Source organism: Nostoc sp. (genome assembly GCF_036917935.1).
Lineage (GTDB): Bacteria > Cyanobacteriota > Cyanobacteriia > Cyanobacteriales > Nostocaceae > Nostoc.
This window is the reverse complement of sequence record NZ_JBALEL010000016.1, coordinates 1-15903: the sequence shown is the minus strand read 5'-3', so window position 1 is coordinate 15903 and position 15903 is coordinate 1. Positions and strand designations below refer to the sequence as shown.

10 protein-coding genes and 2 pseudogenes are annotated in these 15903 nt (G+C 43.6%); 5 read left to right on the top strand and 7 right to left on the bottom strand.

Going from position 1 to position 15903, the window contains the following annotated elements; genetic code table 11:
- Nucleotides 1-100 precede the first annotated feature (100 nt).
- Nucleotides 101-1582, bottom strand: coding sequence for a site-2 protease family protein (locus V7K62_RS07135; RefSeq protein ID WP_334863081.1), 1482 nt, complete (start codon nucleotides 1580-1582; stop codon nucleotides 101-103).
- 478 nt (nucleotides 1583-2060) lie between these two features.
- On the opposite strand from V7K62_RS07135, the gene V7K62_RS07130 reads away from it, so the two are divergent.
- Together V7K62_RS07130 and V7K62_RS07125 are read left to right on the top strand one after the other, a co-directional pair.
- Nucleotides 2061-3518, top strand: coding sequence for an alpha-amylase (locus V7K62_RS07130; protein ID WP_334863079.1), 1458 nt, complete (start codon nucleotides 2061-2063; stop codon nucleotides 3516-3518).
- Nucleotides 3519-4035: 517 nt separating this feature from the next.
- A complete protein-coding gene (locus tag V7K62_RS07125) occupies nucleotides 4036-4248 on the top strand; it encodes a hypothetical protein (protein ID WP_334863077.1) in 213 nt (70 codons plus the stop codon).
- A 123-nt stretch (nucleotides 4249-4371) separates the two neighbouring features.
- Here V7K62_RS07125 and V7K62_RS07120 read toward each other — a convergent pair whose 3' ends face one another.
- The 3 genes from V7K62_RS07120 to V7K62_RS07110 form a co-directional block, all read right to left on the bottom strand.
- Complete coding sequence (locus V7K62_RS07120) at nucleotides 4372-5775, bottom strand: ATP-binding protein (protein WP_334863075.1); 1404 nt, start codon at nucleotides 5773-5775, stop codon at nucleotides 4372-4374.
- A gap of 75 nt (nucleotides 5776-5850) precedes the next feature.
- Nucleotides 5851-7515 carry an FAD-dependent oxidoreductase gene (locus V7K62_RS07115; RefSeq protein ID WP_334863073.1) on the bottom strand — a complete coding sequence of 555 codons (1665 nt, stop codon included), beginning with the start codon at nucleotides 7513-7515 and terminating at the stop codon, nucleotides 5851-5853.
- A gap of 64 nt (nucleotides 7516-7579) precedes the next feature.
- Nucleotides 7580-7789, bottom strand: coding sequence for a hypothetical protein (locus tag V7K62_RS07110; RefSeq protein WP_334863071.1), 210 nt, complete (start codon nucleotides 7787-7789; stop codon nucleotides 7580-7582).
- A gap of 339 nt (nucleotides 7790-8128) precedes the next feature.
- Here V7K62_RS07110 and V7K62_RS07105 point away from each other — a divergent pair, with 339 nt between their 5' ends.
- Nucleotides 8129-9022, top strand: a complete 894-nt coding sequence (locus tag V7K62_RS07105; RefSeq protein ID WP_334863069.1) for an alpha/beta fold hydrolase — start codon at nucleotides 8129-8131, stop codon at nucleotides 9020-9022.
- Nucleotides 9023-9144: 122 nt separating this feature from the next.
- Nucleotides 9145-10203 carry a serine/threonine protein kinase gene (locus V7K62_RS07100; RefSeq protein ID WP_334863259.1) on the top strand — a complete coding sequence of 353 codons (1059 nt, stop codon included), beginning with the start codon at nucleotides 9145-9147 and terminating at the stop codon, nucleotides 10201-10203.
- A gap of 563 nt (nucleotides 10204-10766) precedes the next feature.
- Here the strand turns inward: V7K62_RS07100 and V7K62_RS07095 are convergent.
- Nucleotides 10767-11516: pseudogene (locus V7K62_RS07095) on the bottom strand (Uma2 family endonuclease).
- Between the two features lie 63 nt (nucleotides 11517-11579).
- Complete coding sequence (locus tag V7K62_RS07090) at nucleotides 11580-12326, bottom strand: Uma2 family endonuclease (RefSeq protein WP_334863067.1); 747 nt, start codon at nucleotides 12324-12326, stop codon at nucleotides 11580-11582.
- A 181-nt stretch (nucleotides 12327-12507) separates the two neighbouring features.
- On the opposite strand from V7K62_RS07090, the gene uvrA reads away from it, so the two are divergent.
- Nucleotides 12508-15396, top strand: coding sequence for an excinuclease ABC subunit UvrA (gene uvrA / locus V7K62_RS07085; protein ID WP_334863065.1), 2889 nt, complete (start codon nucleotides 12508-12510; stop codon nucleotides 15394-15396).
- Between the two features lie 402 nt (nucleotides 15397-15798).
- On the opposite strand, the pseudogene V7K62_RS07080 reads toward uvrA, so the two are convergent.
- A pseudogene (locus tag V7K62_RS07080) lies at nucleotides 15799-15903 on the bottom strand (glycine--tRNA ligase subunit alpha); the annotation flags it as partial.

Here is a 15903-nt window from a genome sequence, read left to right as displayed (position 1 = left end):
GGACAGATTTGAACTTTAGTTTAAGTCAGGGAGAGGTTCATCGAACTCACGTTAAATAACTAGCTTTATGTGCTTGTTCGGGTGTTGGCTCCATTAAGCGCTACCCTATTCCCAAACGTCCAGCCAAGCCGGGAGTGAGGGGTAGAAGGGTAGTAATCATCAAAAATAGAGCTAAAAGACCCAAAGCGGCTCTGGCATCATCGGGTTCAGTGACTTCATTCAAGCTGGGGCGTTCTTGATCTCGTTGCAAGAAGAAAATCACGATCGCCCAGTACATGGCAAGAGTATTACCGAGAGACACTAACGCCAGTAAAATTAAAGTTGCGATCGTTGCCCGTCCTGCGGTTTTGCGTCCATAAATCGCCTGAACAATGCGGCCACCATCTAGTTGTCCTGCGGGCATCAAGTTCAAAGCAGTAATTACTAACCCCAGCCAACCAATTACCACTAGGGGATGAACACTTACCAGGGATGACTGCAACGCCGAACCAAGGACAACTCGCGCTAAACTTCCCACCAAAATCGACCCTTGGAAAAACTGATTTGGCAATTGAAATAAACTACCTGGGTGGGAAAGCAGCAAGCCCGTCACCAGCATTAACAAAGAGAGAATACCACCTACGGCTGGCCCTGCCAAGGCAATATCAAATAATACCTTGCGGTTGGGTAACAGAGATTCAAAGCGGGTAATTGCACCAAAAGAGCCAATTTGCACAGCCGGCAGAAAGAAGGGCCAGCTAAGGCGAATTTGGTGACGCTGGGCAAGTAACCAATGACCGATTTCGTGAGCGACTAAAATCGTAAATATCCCAGCGCCTATGGGCAAAGCTTCTTGAAACCGCCCTGGATTGCCAAAGAAATCAAAATTCAGCAATAAGCCCGCAGCTTCTAGATTTGTGGCCAGAGTTGCTACCAATAGAATACCTGCAAAAGCTTTTTGCGATAACAACATCGGCCGGGGATCATTGCGGCTAGGCAGGACAATTACTACTGGTCTACCGTCTGTGTTTTCCACTAAAAACAGGCGATATTGATCAGCAAGGCGTTGCTGTAAACTTGTAGTTAGACGGTTGTGAACCTCTTCTGGTTCTCCCCGCAAATTGCCTTTGAAAATGGCTCCATCTTGGTAGGCGATCGTTTCTGTGGCAAAAAATGTATCGATACCGAAAATACCTTTAATTGCATTCAAGTCATCTTCCGGTATTGGCGGGATCTCCGCTTTCAGTTCTGTGACTGCTAGTTGGGGGGAATTTGCTGCAAGTGAGGAAGCAGCAGCAAGTCTTTCTGTTGCGCCTTGCTTGAGGATGGCATCTTGCCCAGATGCGCGTAACTGTCTGCCCAAGAAGATGTACAATCCAGCGGAAATCACCACTAAGAACAATATACCCGCTATATTGATGTAAATCCCTGCGGCAAACAATCCAAAAAATAGGAGCCAGGGAGTCATCAACACCACCGACTGTAACCAGGCTAAGATTCCCAGCTTACCAAAAGGTCTGGCGCGATAAAAGCCCCAGCCCAAAATGCCTAAAGCTACCAGTAGGATTGCTGCCAGGATAGAAGTTTCTGATAAAGTAAACATCTCCAAACCTTTGCTATTGAGACTGAGCCAGAACAAGTCCGGTATTGCAGATACACTTATTAATGTATAACGCCGCCTGTAATCTGCCCAAATTATCACGCTTTGCGTAGTGGCCGTAATAAACGCCACGCCACAATGGAAAAAGTTGCCAATGCCATCTGAAAACGCCTCGCCGTTTCCAACTGTAATTTCTCAATTTCACAGCGACTTGCTTTACGAGGCGTGATGCGTAAAGCCCCCGTCTTTCAAGCGGGGGATATAAGCGAATGACATCCGCTTTTCTAAGAACTTGCTCAGATAGTGCATCTCGCCACAAGGTTTAGGTTTAACACCTTTGCCATTTGTCCTTTGTTAAGTCGTCATTGAAACCTAAATAAATTAGGGTGAAGTTAGGATGTGTGACAAAAGTAACATATTCTAAGCATCAGAGATTTCTGACAGAAATCTGTAAAATCAAAGATTCTACAAAGGCGATCGCATGACCAACGGCGTAATAATGCAGTATTACCATTGGTACATCTCCAATGATGGTACGTTATGGGACAAGCTGGATAAAACAGCCAATGAGCTAGCTGATGCAGGCTTCAATGCCTTATGGCTGCCGCCAGCTTATAAGGGCAGTGGTGGAACAGGGGATGTTGGATACGCAGTCTACGATTTGTTTGATTTGGGTGAGTTCGATCAAAAAAATACTGTTCGGACAAAATATGGAACACGCGAGCAATACTTAAGGGCGATTAAAACGGCACAGCGTGCAGGTATTCAAATCTATGCTGATGTGGTTTTCAACCACAAAGATGGTGGGGATGAAATAGAACGCATCTCGGCCCAGGAAATGGATTGGAATGACCGCAACCGTCCTGTCAGCGATTGGTACGAAATTGGAGCTTATACAAAGTTCAATTTTCCTGGTCGTGGAGATAAATACTCCAGTATGAAATGGTATTGGTGGTGTTTTGATTCATTATCATATAACGCAGATACCAAAAATGCATACAAGCTCTATCGCCTTAAAGATAAACATTTTGAGACGGAAGTTAGCCACGAACATGGTAACTACGATTATTTAATGGCGAATGACCTGGATACAGGTAATGACCTCGTGCGCGGTGAGTTGATGTATTGGGGGCGTTGGTTTGTTGATACCACCGGTGTAGATGGCTTTCGCATTGACGCTGTTAAACATATCCGCTCCACTTTTTTCCGTGATTGGTTAAATCACCTGCGAGTGCATTTTGGTGGGCGGGAACTATTTAGCTTTGGGGAGTACTGGTCTCAAGATATCGATGCCTTACACGGTTATATTGCCTCTAGTGATGGGCGTTTGTCGTTATTTGATGTGCCTCTACATTTCAAGTTTCACCAAGCTAGTCGCCAGGGCAGTAGTTTCGATCTGCGATCGATTTTTGATAGAACCTTAGTTAAAGAACAACCTGCCCTCGCTGTGACCTTTGTCGAAAACCATGATACCCAACCTTGCCAATCCCTAGAGTCGCCTGTTGAACCTTGGTTTAAGCCCTTAGCCTATGCACTAATCTTACTGCGTCGCGAAGGCTATCCTTGCGTTTTCTATGCAGATTATTACGGGGCACAATATCAAGATAAAGAACGTGATAATACCCTTTACTCGCACCGTTTTTTGATTGACAAGTTCTTGAAGGCGCGTAGAGAATACGGTTTTGGCGACCAGCATGATTATTTTGACCATCCCAATACTATCGGTTGGACGCGCTTGGGTAATAGTAATCATCCGGGTGCAATGGCTGTAGTGCTGACCAATAGCTCAGCAGGGAACAAGTGGATGAATGTGTTCCGACCCAATCAGGAATTTTACGATGCCACGGGACATATAAACGATATCATTCACACCAATAACGACGGATGGGGAAATTTCCCGTGTCCTGGTGGTTCAATATCGGTCTGGCTGCAAAAATAGTTTGAATAGAAAACTGAGGTAAAAGAGGTAGAAAGTAAGGAGTTTTTTCCCCTATCTATCTCTTTTACAATAGTATTCAACCTAGAAATGGAGCAAAATTTTCAACAGGATTACGGAATTGAGATGACATCGCTTGAAGTCATAATCATCAGAACACAAACTGACTGCGTTCACTGAATTTATTGCTTGACCAACTCCAAGCAATAAATCTTAAAATACCCAAATAATTAAAGCTATCAAGGAGATAAATTAACATGAGCGAGAATAATAACCCACAACCCACAACAAAAAAACAACCTCCTAAGACAATAGGAAAACCACCTAAGACTGAATTAATTAGCTCCGAACAACAGCCCAAAACACCAAAATTATCAGATATTAATTGACCAGGAGTAATCCCTAATTAATCCATGCAGAAATTTCTGCGAGGGCAATTAAGAGGTTGTCATGAAATAACTCAAGGCAACTTTTCTCAATTTATTTGGTAACTGAATATAAATTTTAGCTTAAACTGATCATGCAAACCTCAAAAAAAATAGTCATTGAAGATATCTATCTTCAAGAGAGCGAAATGACAGACACTGAAGCTCTATCTATTAATGGTGGTTCACCAACTTTACCACTGCCACCACCTAGTAGTAGATTTTCGTTATTTTCTTTTGGCTGGGTAGCACTTAATCCCCAACCCTTACCTCCAAAAACTTCTTCTACCCCAACATTTTATTTATAAATACAAAAGGAATTCTAGTGTAGGAGTCAATAAGAAACTAGAAGTCTGACGAAAATATTCACTTGCTGCTAAATTTTGGGAACCATTGGTTCCCATTTCATTTTTAACGAGTCGCTTATTGATTCATTTATTTGATAAGGGTAAGGGTAGGCAAATGGTGAAACAAGTTCTGCCTGGCTGCGACTCAAACGAAAGCGTACCGTGATGGCGATTTTCTACAATCCGGCGAACGGTTTCCAAACCGAGTCCTGAACCATGCCCCACTGATTTGGTAGTGAAGAAAGGTTCAAAAATGCGGGTTTTAATTTCAGGTGGAATTCCACTGCCAGAATCGATGATGTCAATATGTGCATAGCGATCGCAATGGTATGTTGTAATTTCCAGCAGTCCTTTACCATCCATTGCATCAATAGCGTTGTCAATTAAGTTCGTCCACACTTGATTGAGTTCACTGCCATAGGCAAGGATTGTTGGAAGACGTTGATCGTAATTGCGTTGCACTTGGACACCGCACTTAAGTTTATGAGCAAACAATCGCAAGGTATCTTCCAAACCTTGATGTATATTTACTTCTTGCTGAGTGCCTTGATCTAGGTAAGAATAAGACTTCATCGCTTGTACAAGTTCGGAAATCCTCTCAGATCCTCGCAAACCATGTTTAATCATCGACATGACTTCAAAGGAAAGCGATAGCCAGTGCAATCCCATTTCTCGCAATTCGGTATCGTCGTTGCGCCAACGTTCCATGAGTTGCTCTAGGGTTTCAACCTCAACACCACCTTCCGCTAAAGGTTCTGCTAATTTCCATGCTTGGTTGACACCATAGTCTTCTAACCATTCTAGCAATATGGCTTCGCGATCGCTTAGTGTCACCGGATCTAGGCGATTATTCAAAATCGCATCATAGCCTTGATCGCGTACTCTCAACCAGTGTTGAGTATGGGCTTCCTCAACATTGCGTTGCCCATAAACTAAGTTCATTCGTTGTAACTCTAGGATGGCACTTGGCATTTCTCTTAAAGTCCGAACGAGGGCTGCGGCTGGGTTGTTGAGTTCATGAGCTAGACCGGCGGCAAGTGTCCCTAAAGCTGCCATCTTTTCCCGCCCACGAATAAAAGACTCTAGCCCCCGGACACGACGTTGCATAATCCGGAAGACCATCCGCTCAAAATCACGACATTCATGTAGCAGTTGACGGAAGTCTTCTCCTTTTAGAGCATAAAGGTTGCAATTTGTCAATGCCCGCATTGTCACAGGTGCAGGTTCATCTGTGAGTACTGGAATTTCACCAAAAAAGGATGGAGCTTCGTGTTGCCCGATGGGAATTTCAACTCCTTCACTGCGGCGGGTGATGTAGATTTTACCTTTGACTAAGATAAATAAGCGACATGCAGGGTCTCCCTCATGGGACAACACTTCTCCTGCCGAAAGTTCAACTGTTTGAGCGCGATCGCAAACCCACTGCAATCGCTCTTTGGGAAGCTGTTGAAATGGGTCTAAGTTGATTAATTCTTCAACACATAACATCAATGAACCTCCTTGAGAGGGCAGGGGAGAGGGTTTGGAGATTTTAGTTAAACAGCATAGTATTTGCCGCTTCAGCTAAACATTACTTAGGTAGCGGTGAACGAATTGAATGGCGATCGAACCTTCTCCCACACCGGATGCCACCCGCTTGATTGAGCCATAGCGGACATCTCCGGCGGCAAAGATGCCGGGAATGTTGGTTTCTAGTAAAAAAGGAGAACGTTCCAAAGGCCAACCACGAGGAGATTTGCCATTATGCATCAAGTCTGGCCCTGTGATGATAAACCCCTGAGCATCGCGTTGAATAACACCATCAAGCCAATCAGTTTTGGGGCTAGCACCGATGAAGATAAACAGCGATCGCGCTGGCAGAGTTTCGGTTTGTCCAGTGTTGGTATGGGCAATCACAATTGCTTCTAAATGTTCCTCTCCCTTCACTTCCACGACGCTGCAACCTGTGCAAACTTTGATATTTTCAGTCGCGGCAATTTGGTCAATCAAATATTGGGACATACTCAATGAGAGTGACTCACCCCGCACCAAGATGATCACTTTCCTGGCATACTTACAAAAGTGCATTGCTGCCTGTCCAGCAGAGTTTGCCCCGCCTACCAAGTAAACCTCTTCGTTGGTGCAAGCGATCGCCTCAGTCATGGCAGCACCGTAATAAATTCCTGCTCCTGTGAGCTTCTCGGCTCCTGGAACATTTAGCCAACGGTAGGAAACACCGGTTGCAACTAAAAGTGCATGGCAACTAATCTCGCTACCATCCGCCAAATGCAGAACCCGATAAGGATCTTCCAGTCGAACCCCAGTTACTACTTGAGGAGTGAGAATTTCTACCCCAAATCGCCGCGCCTGGGTGACTCCCCGCCTTGCCAAATCACTGCCACTCAAACCAACAGGAAACCCCAAATAGTTCTCAATCCGCGAACTCGTACCTGCTTGTCCTCCTGGCGCTTCACGCTCAATTAAGACAGTACTTAATCCCTCAGAAGCGCCATAGACGGCAGCTGCCAGTCCGGCAGGGCCAGCACCCACGATCGCCAAATCATAGAAGGGGCGCTCTGCCTGAGTTTGCAGTCCAATTCTGGCGGCAATCTCTAAATTAGATGGTTGAATTAACCGGGAACCATCGGGAAACAGCACCAAGGGCAATTGTTGTCTACCATCAGCTTGGGCGTATTCCACCAATTTGGCCGCATCCGGCTCCAGTTCAATATCTAACCACTTATATGGAATCTGGTTACGTGCTAGGAAGTCTTTCACCTGATGTGAAAAAGGCGACCAGCGATTACCAATGACTCGAATACCTTCAAAGGGTGGGCGGAATCCAGCTAGCCAGTCATCTAGCAAATCATCTAAAATCGGATATAGCTTCTCTTCTGGTGGATTCCAGGGCTTGAGTAAGTAATAATCAAGTCTGGCACTATTAATTGACTTAATAGCAGCATCCGTATCTGCATAGGCCGTCAACAAGGCGCGTTTCGCATCGGGAAAGATGCCTTTTGCCAGTTCCAGAAACTCCACGCCTCCCATTTGGGGCATACGTTGATCCACTAGAAATAGAGCAACTGCTTCATTCCGCAATTTTAGTTGCTGCACCACATCCAGAGCCGTAATACCGGAATCTGCTCGGACAATGCGGAAGCGATCGCCATACTGATGCCGCAAGTCTCGTGACACCGCTTGCAACACTTCTGGATCATCATCGACGGTTAAAATTGCTGGTTTCGCCATAACTACTGTTACTTAACAATTGCAGTGTCTAGCCGTTATCTTCAAAAATCTCTTGTCAAAATATCTACTGTTTAACCAGTTGCTTTAAACGAAAGTATGCCTCTTCTGGTGTCAGCGGTTCTGATTTACTTTCATTAGGTATATAGAATACCCAGGTATCGGGAAAGTAATGCACCACAAAACTTGGAATCAAACCCAAGCTTACTGCTTGCTTTGCGAGTTTTTCAGTTTGTTCCTCTAAACTCAGTTGGTCATGAAATGGGTGTTCAGCCATACTTTTTCAACTCCCTATACTTTATTTAACCCTGGAAGAAGTTTCAACACCAGCATTGCACGAATCACCTTTGGGTGATTCACCATTCACCATTTTCCAGAATGGGCTTGAGAATATTTTGGTAGTAGACCTAAATAATTTCAAACATCCTTTCTTAGAGAATCATAAAACTATTTTGGTCATTCGCTATAGCCAATAAAGCGGTTTTGAACATCATAGAATCGCACGACGATGCGCTAGCTAGCTTTTAACCCCTGAGCAAATTTTGCTTTTTTTACTCAACACTGTTTCGGTCAGAGAACATTACTATATTAAAGAAACACTTTATTAATCTTAATAATGACTGTAACTACACAGCCGCTTGCAACTCAAGACGCTTTTGAAAAATTCTTTTGGAATTGGCAAGGCTATAAAATTCAGTACACTGTTGTGGGCACAGGACGCCCTTTGGTTCTGGTTCACGGCTTTGGTGCTTCCATTGGACACTGGCGCAAAAATATCCCAGTTTTAGCTAATGCTGGCTACCAGGTATTTGCTATAGACCTTTTAGGTTTTGGCGGTTCTGATAAAGCACCCATTGATTACAGTGTAGAAGTTTGGGTGGAACAGCTGAAAGATTTCTGCACCGCACACATCCAAGAACCTGCTGTATTTATTGGCAACTCCATCGGCGCACTTTTGAGCTTAATTGTGCTGGTAGAACATCCAGAAATTGCTGCTGGTGGTATTTTAATTAACTCTGCGGGTGGGTTGAGTCATCGTCCCCACGAATTGAACCCGCCGCTACGGATAGTGATGGCAGCTTTTAATCGGTTTGTGCGATCGCCAATTACAGGTAAATTTGTCTATAACCGCATCCGCCAAAAAGCCCAAATTCGCCGTACCCTCTACCAAGTTTACCGCGATCGCCAAGCCGTCACCGATGAATTAGTCGATTTACTTTATACTCCCTCTTGTGACCCAGGAGCGCAACAAGTTTTCGCCTCCATTCTCACAGCACCTCCTGGCCCTAGTCCAGAGGAACTATTGCCAAAAGTCGAACGTCCTTTATTAGTAATTTGGGGTGCTGACGACCCTTGGACACCAATTACCGGGGCAAAGATTTACGAAAAGGCGCGTGAGAATGGCAAAGAAATCAAAATTGTTCCCATTCCCAATGCCGGTCATTGTCCTCACGATGAGGTTCCAGATGTTGTTAATGCCCAGATTGTCGATTGGCTAGCGCAAAGTTAACAATTTCGCCCTGCCGATGTGCCTTAGCCCAGGCAGGGTAAAAATGGGGCTAACAATCTGGGTGAGTGGATATTAATTTTTTAATTGCGCCTTGACAGAATCAAACTCGTATGATTTGTGAAATGGAGCTTGATGTGCGTAATGGATATAAAGGGGTAATTCGTTTAAATCACCATCCAGATTTTTCCGAACAAGGCTATCAAGTCATCAGCGAACTAGGACGCAACCGAGAAGGGGGAAGGATTACTTACTTAGCTAATGTCCTCAACTCTAATCAACAGGTGGTGATTAAAGAGTTTTGTTTTGCTCGTGCAGGTGCTGATTTATCAGGTGTGAAAGCATATCAGCGCGAAATTGAAATGTTGCAACAATTGAATCATTCCCGCATTCCTCGCTATGTAGATTCCTTTGAAATGCCAAGGGCTTTTTATCTGGTACAGGAATATAAAAATGCTCCATCCTTGGGATTAAAACGCAGCTTTCATCCTGAAGAAATTAAGCAAATTGCTCTGTCAATCTTAGAAATTTTGGTTTATCTACAAAAGCAAGTTGCCCCAATTATTCATCGGGATATTAAGCCAGAGAATATTTTGGTTGATCAAGAACTAAATGCTTACTTGGTGGATTTTGGTTTGGCTAGAATACAGGGTACGAAAATAGCTCTGAGCAGCTTTGTAGCAGGAACTCCAGGTTTTATGCCACCAGAGGAACAGTTTGGTCATTCTCTGACTGAGGCATCAGATTTATATAGTTTAGGAGCAACACTAATTTGCTTACTTACTAATACCCGTTCTGTTGAGATTGAGAAATTAATTGATGATAACTATCGCTTTAATTTCCAGCAATTCGTTCCTCACATCAGTCCACGTTTTGAGTCGTGGTTAATGAGAATAGTGGAACGAAATCGCAAACGTCGCTATGCTAATGCGGCTATTGCGTTGAAAGTACTCAAGTCCATTGAGGTTGTTGGTACTGCCAGCAGGATAGAAACTTTAGTTAGTACAATCAAACCTAGAAAACGAGCTACAGTGCTAGGACTAGCCACTGTTGTTACATTGGCTGCGGTTGGGGCAACTTTTATCAGTTGTCAGCCTGGCGATCCGGTTAGGCAATTGCTGAAAGCTACAGAATGTCAAGGCTTTAATTTAAGCTCAAGTTGTCAAGAAAATACTGGACATTAAAATAATTCGTAAAAATCCAAATGAAATACTTAAAAAAATTATAGCGTTTCCTAATCATATAAGGTACATCATAGTCCCCTCCTCGCTTGCTCTTAGGGAGTTGGGGGTGGGGTTCTTGTACCTCACTCAACTGAGAACCGCTATATTTCTGTCCATCAATATTTCACTTGAGAGTCCACTTATTGGGCTAGATTCTACATTGTGATTCTGTTGTTAGGAGCAATAGGTGCAAGTATAGCTATATATTATAATGAGAAAGGTATTTCGCTGGCGTTCATAAATTACTGAACTCTAATCGAGCATTTTTCTATCTTTTTGTTGTAGAAGTATTCGCTTTTAGATTCTTATTTGGTAAGTAGGTAGGTGAGAAAATTTATAACTATGTCATTGCGAATGTAACGAAGTGGAGTGAAGCAATCGCAAGGTTTTCACCGCTTTTACTTTTCGTTACATAGTTAGGTTTATTTGTGCCTACCTACTTATGATCAACGGAGCTATTAGGGGTAACAGTGCCCTTTCTTTAGTTGAAAATGCGATCGCACTTCCAATATCGCATTTCCGAGTTAAACTTCCGGTTCTACTCCCAGCGCTTTTAACTGAGCGGCTAATCTCTCTGCACGCTGGCTTTCTTGTTATGCAAGCTGTTGAGCAGCGTTTTTCTCTTGCCGTTCTTTTGCTGCTAATTCCAAACCCCACAGCAATAGTTTGCCGTTGTCATCCCACCAACGTAACCAATAACCTGTGCGGTTTTCTCGGCTTCCTTCCCATACGCCTAAAAACAAGTTCATTTCGCCAATCCAGTGACGATTATTTACATCCGGTGTTTGCAGTTCATAATGTCCTAAATCATCTCGCCGATAAACTTCTAACACTCCCCCCTCTGGTTCAAAAATGGCATAGTTTGGCACTTGTAAAATCTGCTCATAATAGAACCATTTACCAGGGGGATAGGTTGGTTTACTAGAATACTCTCCACCTTCGGTATCTGAGAGAAATTCCATCACAATTACGGGAATATCACCTTGCAGTCGTGGGGTATAACTGCGCTTCACTTCTTCTCGTGAGACTCGAATAGATGATACATATCCCCAATCTGGTGCTTTGATCACAAATCGATTATTGAAGGTGGCACAGATGCCGTAGTTGGTGATGGTTAAAGCATTTGCGGGTAATCTGTCAGCAAGTTCCAAGCTTTCTGTTAAAGCAGCAGCCAAGAGTGGCCGATTAATGTTATCTACTGGTTCGTTCTCTAAAACAAAATCATCAGGTAACTTTTCCCAGATGACATTATGGGTGGTGGCATTGGCTAGCATAATCAGAATATCTCAAATACAATTTCAATTTCTAATGGCCTGATTAAAAAATTGCACACGACATTACTCCTGAGCAAGGGTTCGCACTTCTTCCACTGATAATCCTAAAGCTTGTGCAATCTGTTCGATACTCAAACTCATTTGCAATAATCGGGGTATGGCATCTCTTCTGGCAAGTTCAGCCCGTTCAGCCCGTTGCCGTTCTTGTTCAGCCCGTTGTCGTTCTTGTTCGGCGTTGCGGGAAATTTCTGTATAAGTTAAAAACCTTTCTCCATCAGGGCGATATAGCTGCAAACTCTCTGATGATGGAACAAACCTAATTTTTAATAAAGGACTCACCCAATCTTTCATTTGGGGGATGACATCTAAGCCATCTTCACCACGCAACCAACCGTGCAAATTATTTTTCTCAGGATCGTAAATGTAGTACTCTTCCACACCATAGCGGTCATAAAAAAGTAATTTCTTGTCCATTTCACTTTGGGTGTTGCTGGGAGAAAGAATTTCAAATACCACTTGTGGTGCAATTCCCTCCTCTTTCCATTGTTGGTAGCACAGGCGATCGCCTTTTGGTCTACCTAATACCACCATCACGTCTGGGGCGTTAACAATTTTGTTGCGTCCCTCTACCGGATACCAAAATAAATCCCCGGCGACAAATACATTTGGATTGTCTGCAAATAGCCACTCTATATTCTGCTTAATTTCTACAATCCAGCCAAACTGTATGGTATTATTAGCCACTGGTTGTCCGTCACTATCTGGGTAGATCACCTCTGGCTGGGTCGGCGGTTGGATTTGCGATACCATAGTTTCGCCCTCAGAAGGATATTTAATCGGATGCTTCCAAATTAGCAGACTCTTAAGTATGTCTGCGGCATGAATCTGGAATGATAACTAACTATAACAGTACTATTGTTCTACAATAAACCGATTAAAGATAGTATTATTAAGGACTGTTTCATAAGAAACTCCTTCTTCGCCGCCCAATATGTCAGACCAACAGCTAGCAGCATCCTTGAATGGACATCTTCCCTACCCCAGCCACAACAGCCAGAATACCATTCGGATTCGGGGTGCTAGGCAGCATAATCTGAAAAATATTGACTTGGAATTGCCGCGCGATCGCCTGATTGTGTTCACTGGCGTTTCTGGCTCTGGTAAGTCTTCCCTAGCCTTTGATACCATTTTCGCTGAAGGGCAACGTCGCTATGTGGAATCCCTCAGCGCCTACGCACGGCAATTTCTAGGACAACTGGATAAGCCGGATGTGGAAGCCATTGAAGGCTTAAGTCCAGCAATTTCTATTGACCAAAAGTCAACGTCTCATAATCCCCGTTCCACTGTGGGTACGGTTACAGAGATTTACGACTATTTGCGGCTGTTGTTTGGTCGGGCTGGTGAACCCCATTGTCCGATATGCGATCGCTGTATTGCACCCCAGACAATCGATGAGATGTGCGATCGCATCATGGAATTACCAGACCGCACCCGCTTCCAAATCCTTGCACCCGTTGTCAGGGGGAAAAAAGGCACACACCGTAAGCTTTTGTCAAGTCTGGCTTCCCTTGGTTTTGTCCGTGTGCGGATCAATGGCGAGATTCGCGAACTGTCAGATTCTATTGAATTGGATAAAAATTTTACGCACACCATAGAAGTGGTAATTGACCGCTTGGTGAAAAAGGCTGATATTCAGGAGCGTTTGGTTGATTCCCTGTCTACGTGTCTCAAACAATCGGGTGGGATTGCGGCGATTCTCGTGAGTCTGCTTGGTGACGACGGACAAGAAAAAGAAGAAGAATTAGTATTTTCCGAAAACTTTGCTTGTCCAGAACATGGCGCGGTAATGGAGGAATTATCGCCGCGATTGTTCTCCTTTAATTCACCTTATGGTGCTTGTCCGCACTGTCATGGAATCGGGACTTTAAGAAGATTTGCGCCAGATTTGATCGTACCTGACTGGGAAGCGCCAGTTTATGCTGCGATCGCGCCTTGGTCAGAAAAAGATAATTCTTATTATTTGGAATTACTTTATAGTATAGGACAAGCTCATGGGTTTGAATTACAGACAAATTGGAGCAAGCTGACAGTAGAACAGCAGCAGATTATTCTATATGGAGAGAAAGAAGAAGGAAGCACAAAAGCACAAAAAACCCAGAATTTTAAAGGTGCTATTCCAATTTTGCAACGACAATATGAGGGTGGCTCTGAATTAGTTAAGCAAAAATTAGAGCAGTATTTAATTGATCAACCGTGTGAAGTTTGTCAGGGAAAACGATTAAAACCGGAAGCCTTGGCTGTAAAGTTGGGGCAATATGGAATTTTAGAGTTGACTGGGGTATCAATTCGGGATTGTCGAGAGAGAATTGAGCAATTTAAGTTGAGCGATCGCCAGTTACAAATTGCTGATTTAGTCCTGAGAGAAATCAAAGCAAGATTGCAATTTTTGTTGGATGTAGGTTTAGATTATCTCACCCTTGATCGTCCAGCCATGACCCTTTCCGGTGGCGAAGCCCAACGAATTCGTCTAGCAACGCAAATTGGTTCTGGTTTAACAGGAGTTCTCTACGTTTTAGATGAACCAAGTATTGGTTTGCATCAGCGAGATAATGGTAGGTTGCTCAAAACCTTAACGAAATTGCGCGATTTGGGTAATACATTAATTGTCGTTGAGCATGATGAAGAAACAATTCGTGCAGCCAACTACATAGTTGACATTGGCCCTGGTGCAGGAATTCACGGCGGAAATATTGTCGCCCAAGGTGATTTTCAGGCGTTATTAGCGGCGGAAGATTCTTTGACTGGTGCTTATTTATCAGGAAGACGAGTAATTACCACACCACTAGAACGCCGAGAAGGAAATGGACGCAGTTTGGGAATTAAAAATGCCCATCGCAACAATTTAAGAAATATAGATGTAGATATTCCACTAGGTAAACTCGTCTCCATTACTGGTGTGTCTGGTTCTGGCAAATCTACCCTAATTAACGAATTACTGTACCCATCTCTGCAACACCATTTAACTAAAAAAGTTCCCTTACCCAGGCATTTGGATAAAATTCAGGGATTAAACGCGATTGATAAAGCGATCGTCATCGATCAATCTCCCATTGGACGCACACCACGTTCTAACCCTGCCACTTACACGGGGATTTTCGATGCCATTCGGGATGTATTTTCCCAAACAGTAGAAGCTAAAGCTAGGGGTTACAAACCCGGACAATTTTCTTTCAACGTTAAAGGTGGACGTTGCGAAGCTTGTAGCGGACAGGGTGTGAATGTTATTGAAATGAACTTTCTCCCGGATGTTTACGTCCAATGCGAAATTTGTAAAGGTGCAAGATACAACCGCGAAACTTTGCAGGTGAAGTACAAAGATAAGTCAATTTCTGATGTTTTGAGAATGACAGTTGAGGAAAGTTTAGACTTTTTCCAAAATATTCCCAAAGCGATCGCGCGTTTGCAAACTTTATTTGATGTCGGGTTGGGTTATGTTCAACTAGGACAACCTGCGACTACCTTATCTGGTGGGGAAGCACAACGGGTAAAATTAGCAACAGAACTATCTCGACGCGCCACAGGGAAGACACTATATTTAATAGATGAACCGACAACAGGGTTATCTTTTTATGATGTCCACAAATTGTTAGATGTGTTGCAACGGTTGGTGGATAAAGGCAATTCAATATTAGTAATTGAACACAACTTAGATGTAATTCGCTGTTCTGACTGGGTGATAGATTTGGGGCCAGAAGGTGGCGATAAAGGGGGAGAACTAATTGCTGTGGGTACACCAGAGGAAGTTGCAAAAAATCCCAGGTCTTATACTGGGCAATATTTGCAGCAGGTGTTGAAACAATATCCGGCGATGAAGAAGTAGAGTTTTTTTCTCAGCCATAGACGCAAAGAGGCTTACCGCAGGGAAGGTGCAAATAAAAGCGATTGGCTATTACTTTTCTCATACCCACCCACTTGGGATATAAGATCATATATGCTCATCGCTTCAGCCGATAAAGCCCTCTACAATGCTAAACAAGAGGGCGCGATCGCTATTGTACTAGTTGAAACATTATTTACAGGGAACTGAATTTTTTCTGGGTGGTTACAGCAAAGAGTTTACGAAATCTTACTATATTTTATATAACTTATTTTCTCATTCGCATTCACACAGAAACCGACAAACGTTGTGTATGCAAGGATTGTCGGTTGTATATCATTTGCCAGATTGAAGCGCAAAGGAATTGATCTATAAATAATTTACGCGATGGGAAAGCGATCGCTTCTCACCGTAGCGTCCATCAGTCGGGCGACGACAGGGTTCAACATAGGCAACAGCCCAGGGTTCTGGTCCCAAAGCTCTTAAAAAGGTCTGTGGATTCTTAGTACC

Coding starts and splice junctions, on each gene's coding strand:
- uvrA (WP_334863065.1), top strand. CDS start 12,508: ATGTCAGACCAACAGCTAGCAGCATCCTTGAATGGACATCTTCCCTAC.
- V7K62_RS07105 (WP_334863069.1), top strand. CDS start 8,129: ATGACTGTAACTACACAGCCGCTTGCAACTCAAGACGCTTTTGAAAAA.
- V7K62_RS07130 (WP_334863079.1), top strand. CDS start 2,061: ATGACCAACGGCGTAATAATGCAGTATTACCATTGGTACATCTCCAAT.
- V7K62_RS07110 (WP_334863071.1), bottom strand. CDS start 7,789: ATGGCTGAACACCCATTTCATGACCAACTGAGTTTAGAGGAACAAACT.
- V7K62_RS07090 (WP_334863067.1), bottom strand. CDS start 12,326: ATGGTATCGCAAATCCAACCGCCGACCCAGCCAGAGGTGATCTACCCA.
- V7K62_RS07120 (WP_334863075.1), bottom strand. CDS start 5,775: ATGTTATGTGTTGAAGAATTAATCAACTTAGACCCATTTCAACAGCTT.
- V7K62_RS07115 (WP_334863073.1), bottom strand. CDS start 7,515: ATGGCGAAACCAGCAATTTTAACCGTCGATGATGATCCAGAAGTGTTG.
- V7K62_RS07135 (WP_334863081.1), bottom strand. CDS start 1,582: ATGTTTACTTTATCAGAAACTTCTATCCTGGCAGCAATCCTACTGGTA.
- V7K62_RS07100 (WP_334863259.1), top strand. CDS start 9,145: ATGGAGCTTGATGTGCGTAATGGATATAAAGGGGTAATTCGTTTAAAT.
- V7K62_RS07125 (WP_334863077.1), top strand. CDS start 4,036: ATGCAAACCTCAAAAAAAATAGTCATTGAAGATATCTATCTTCAAGAG.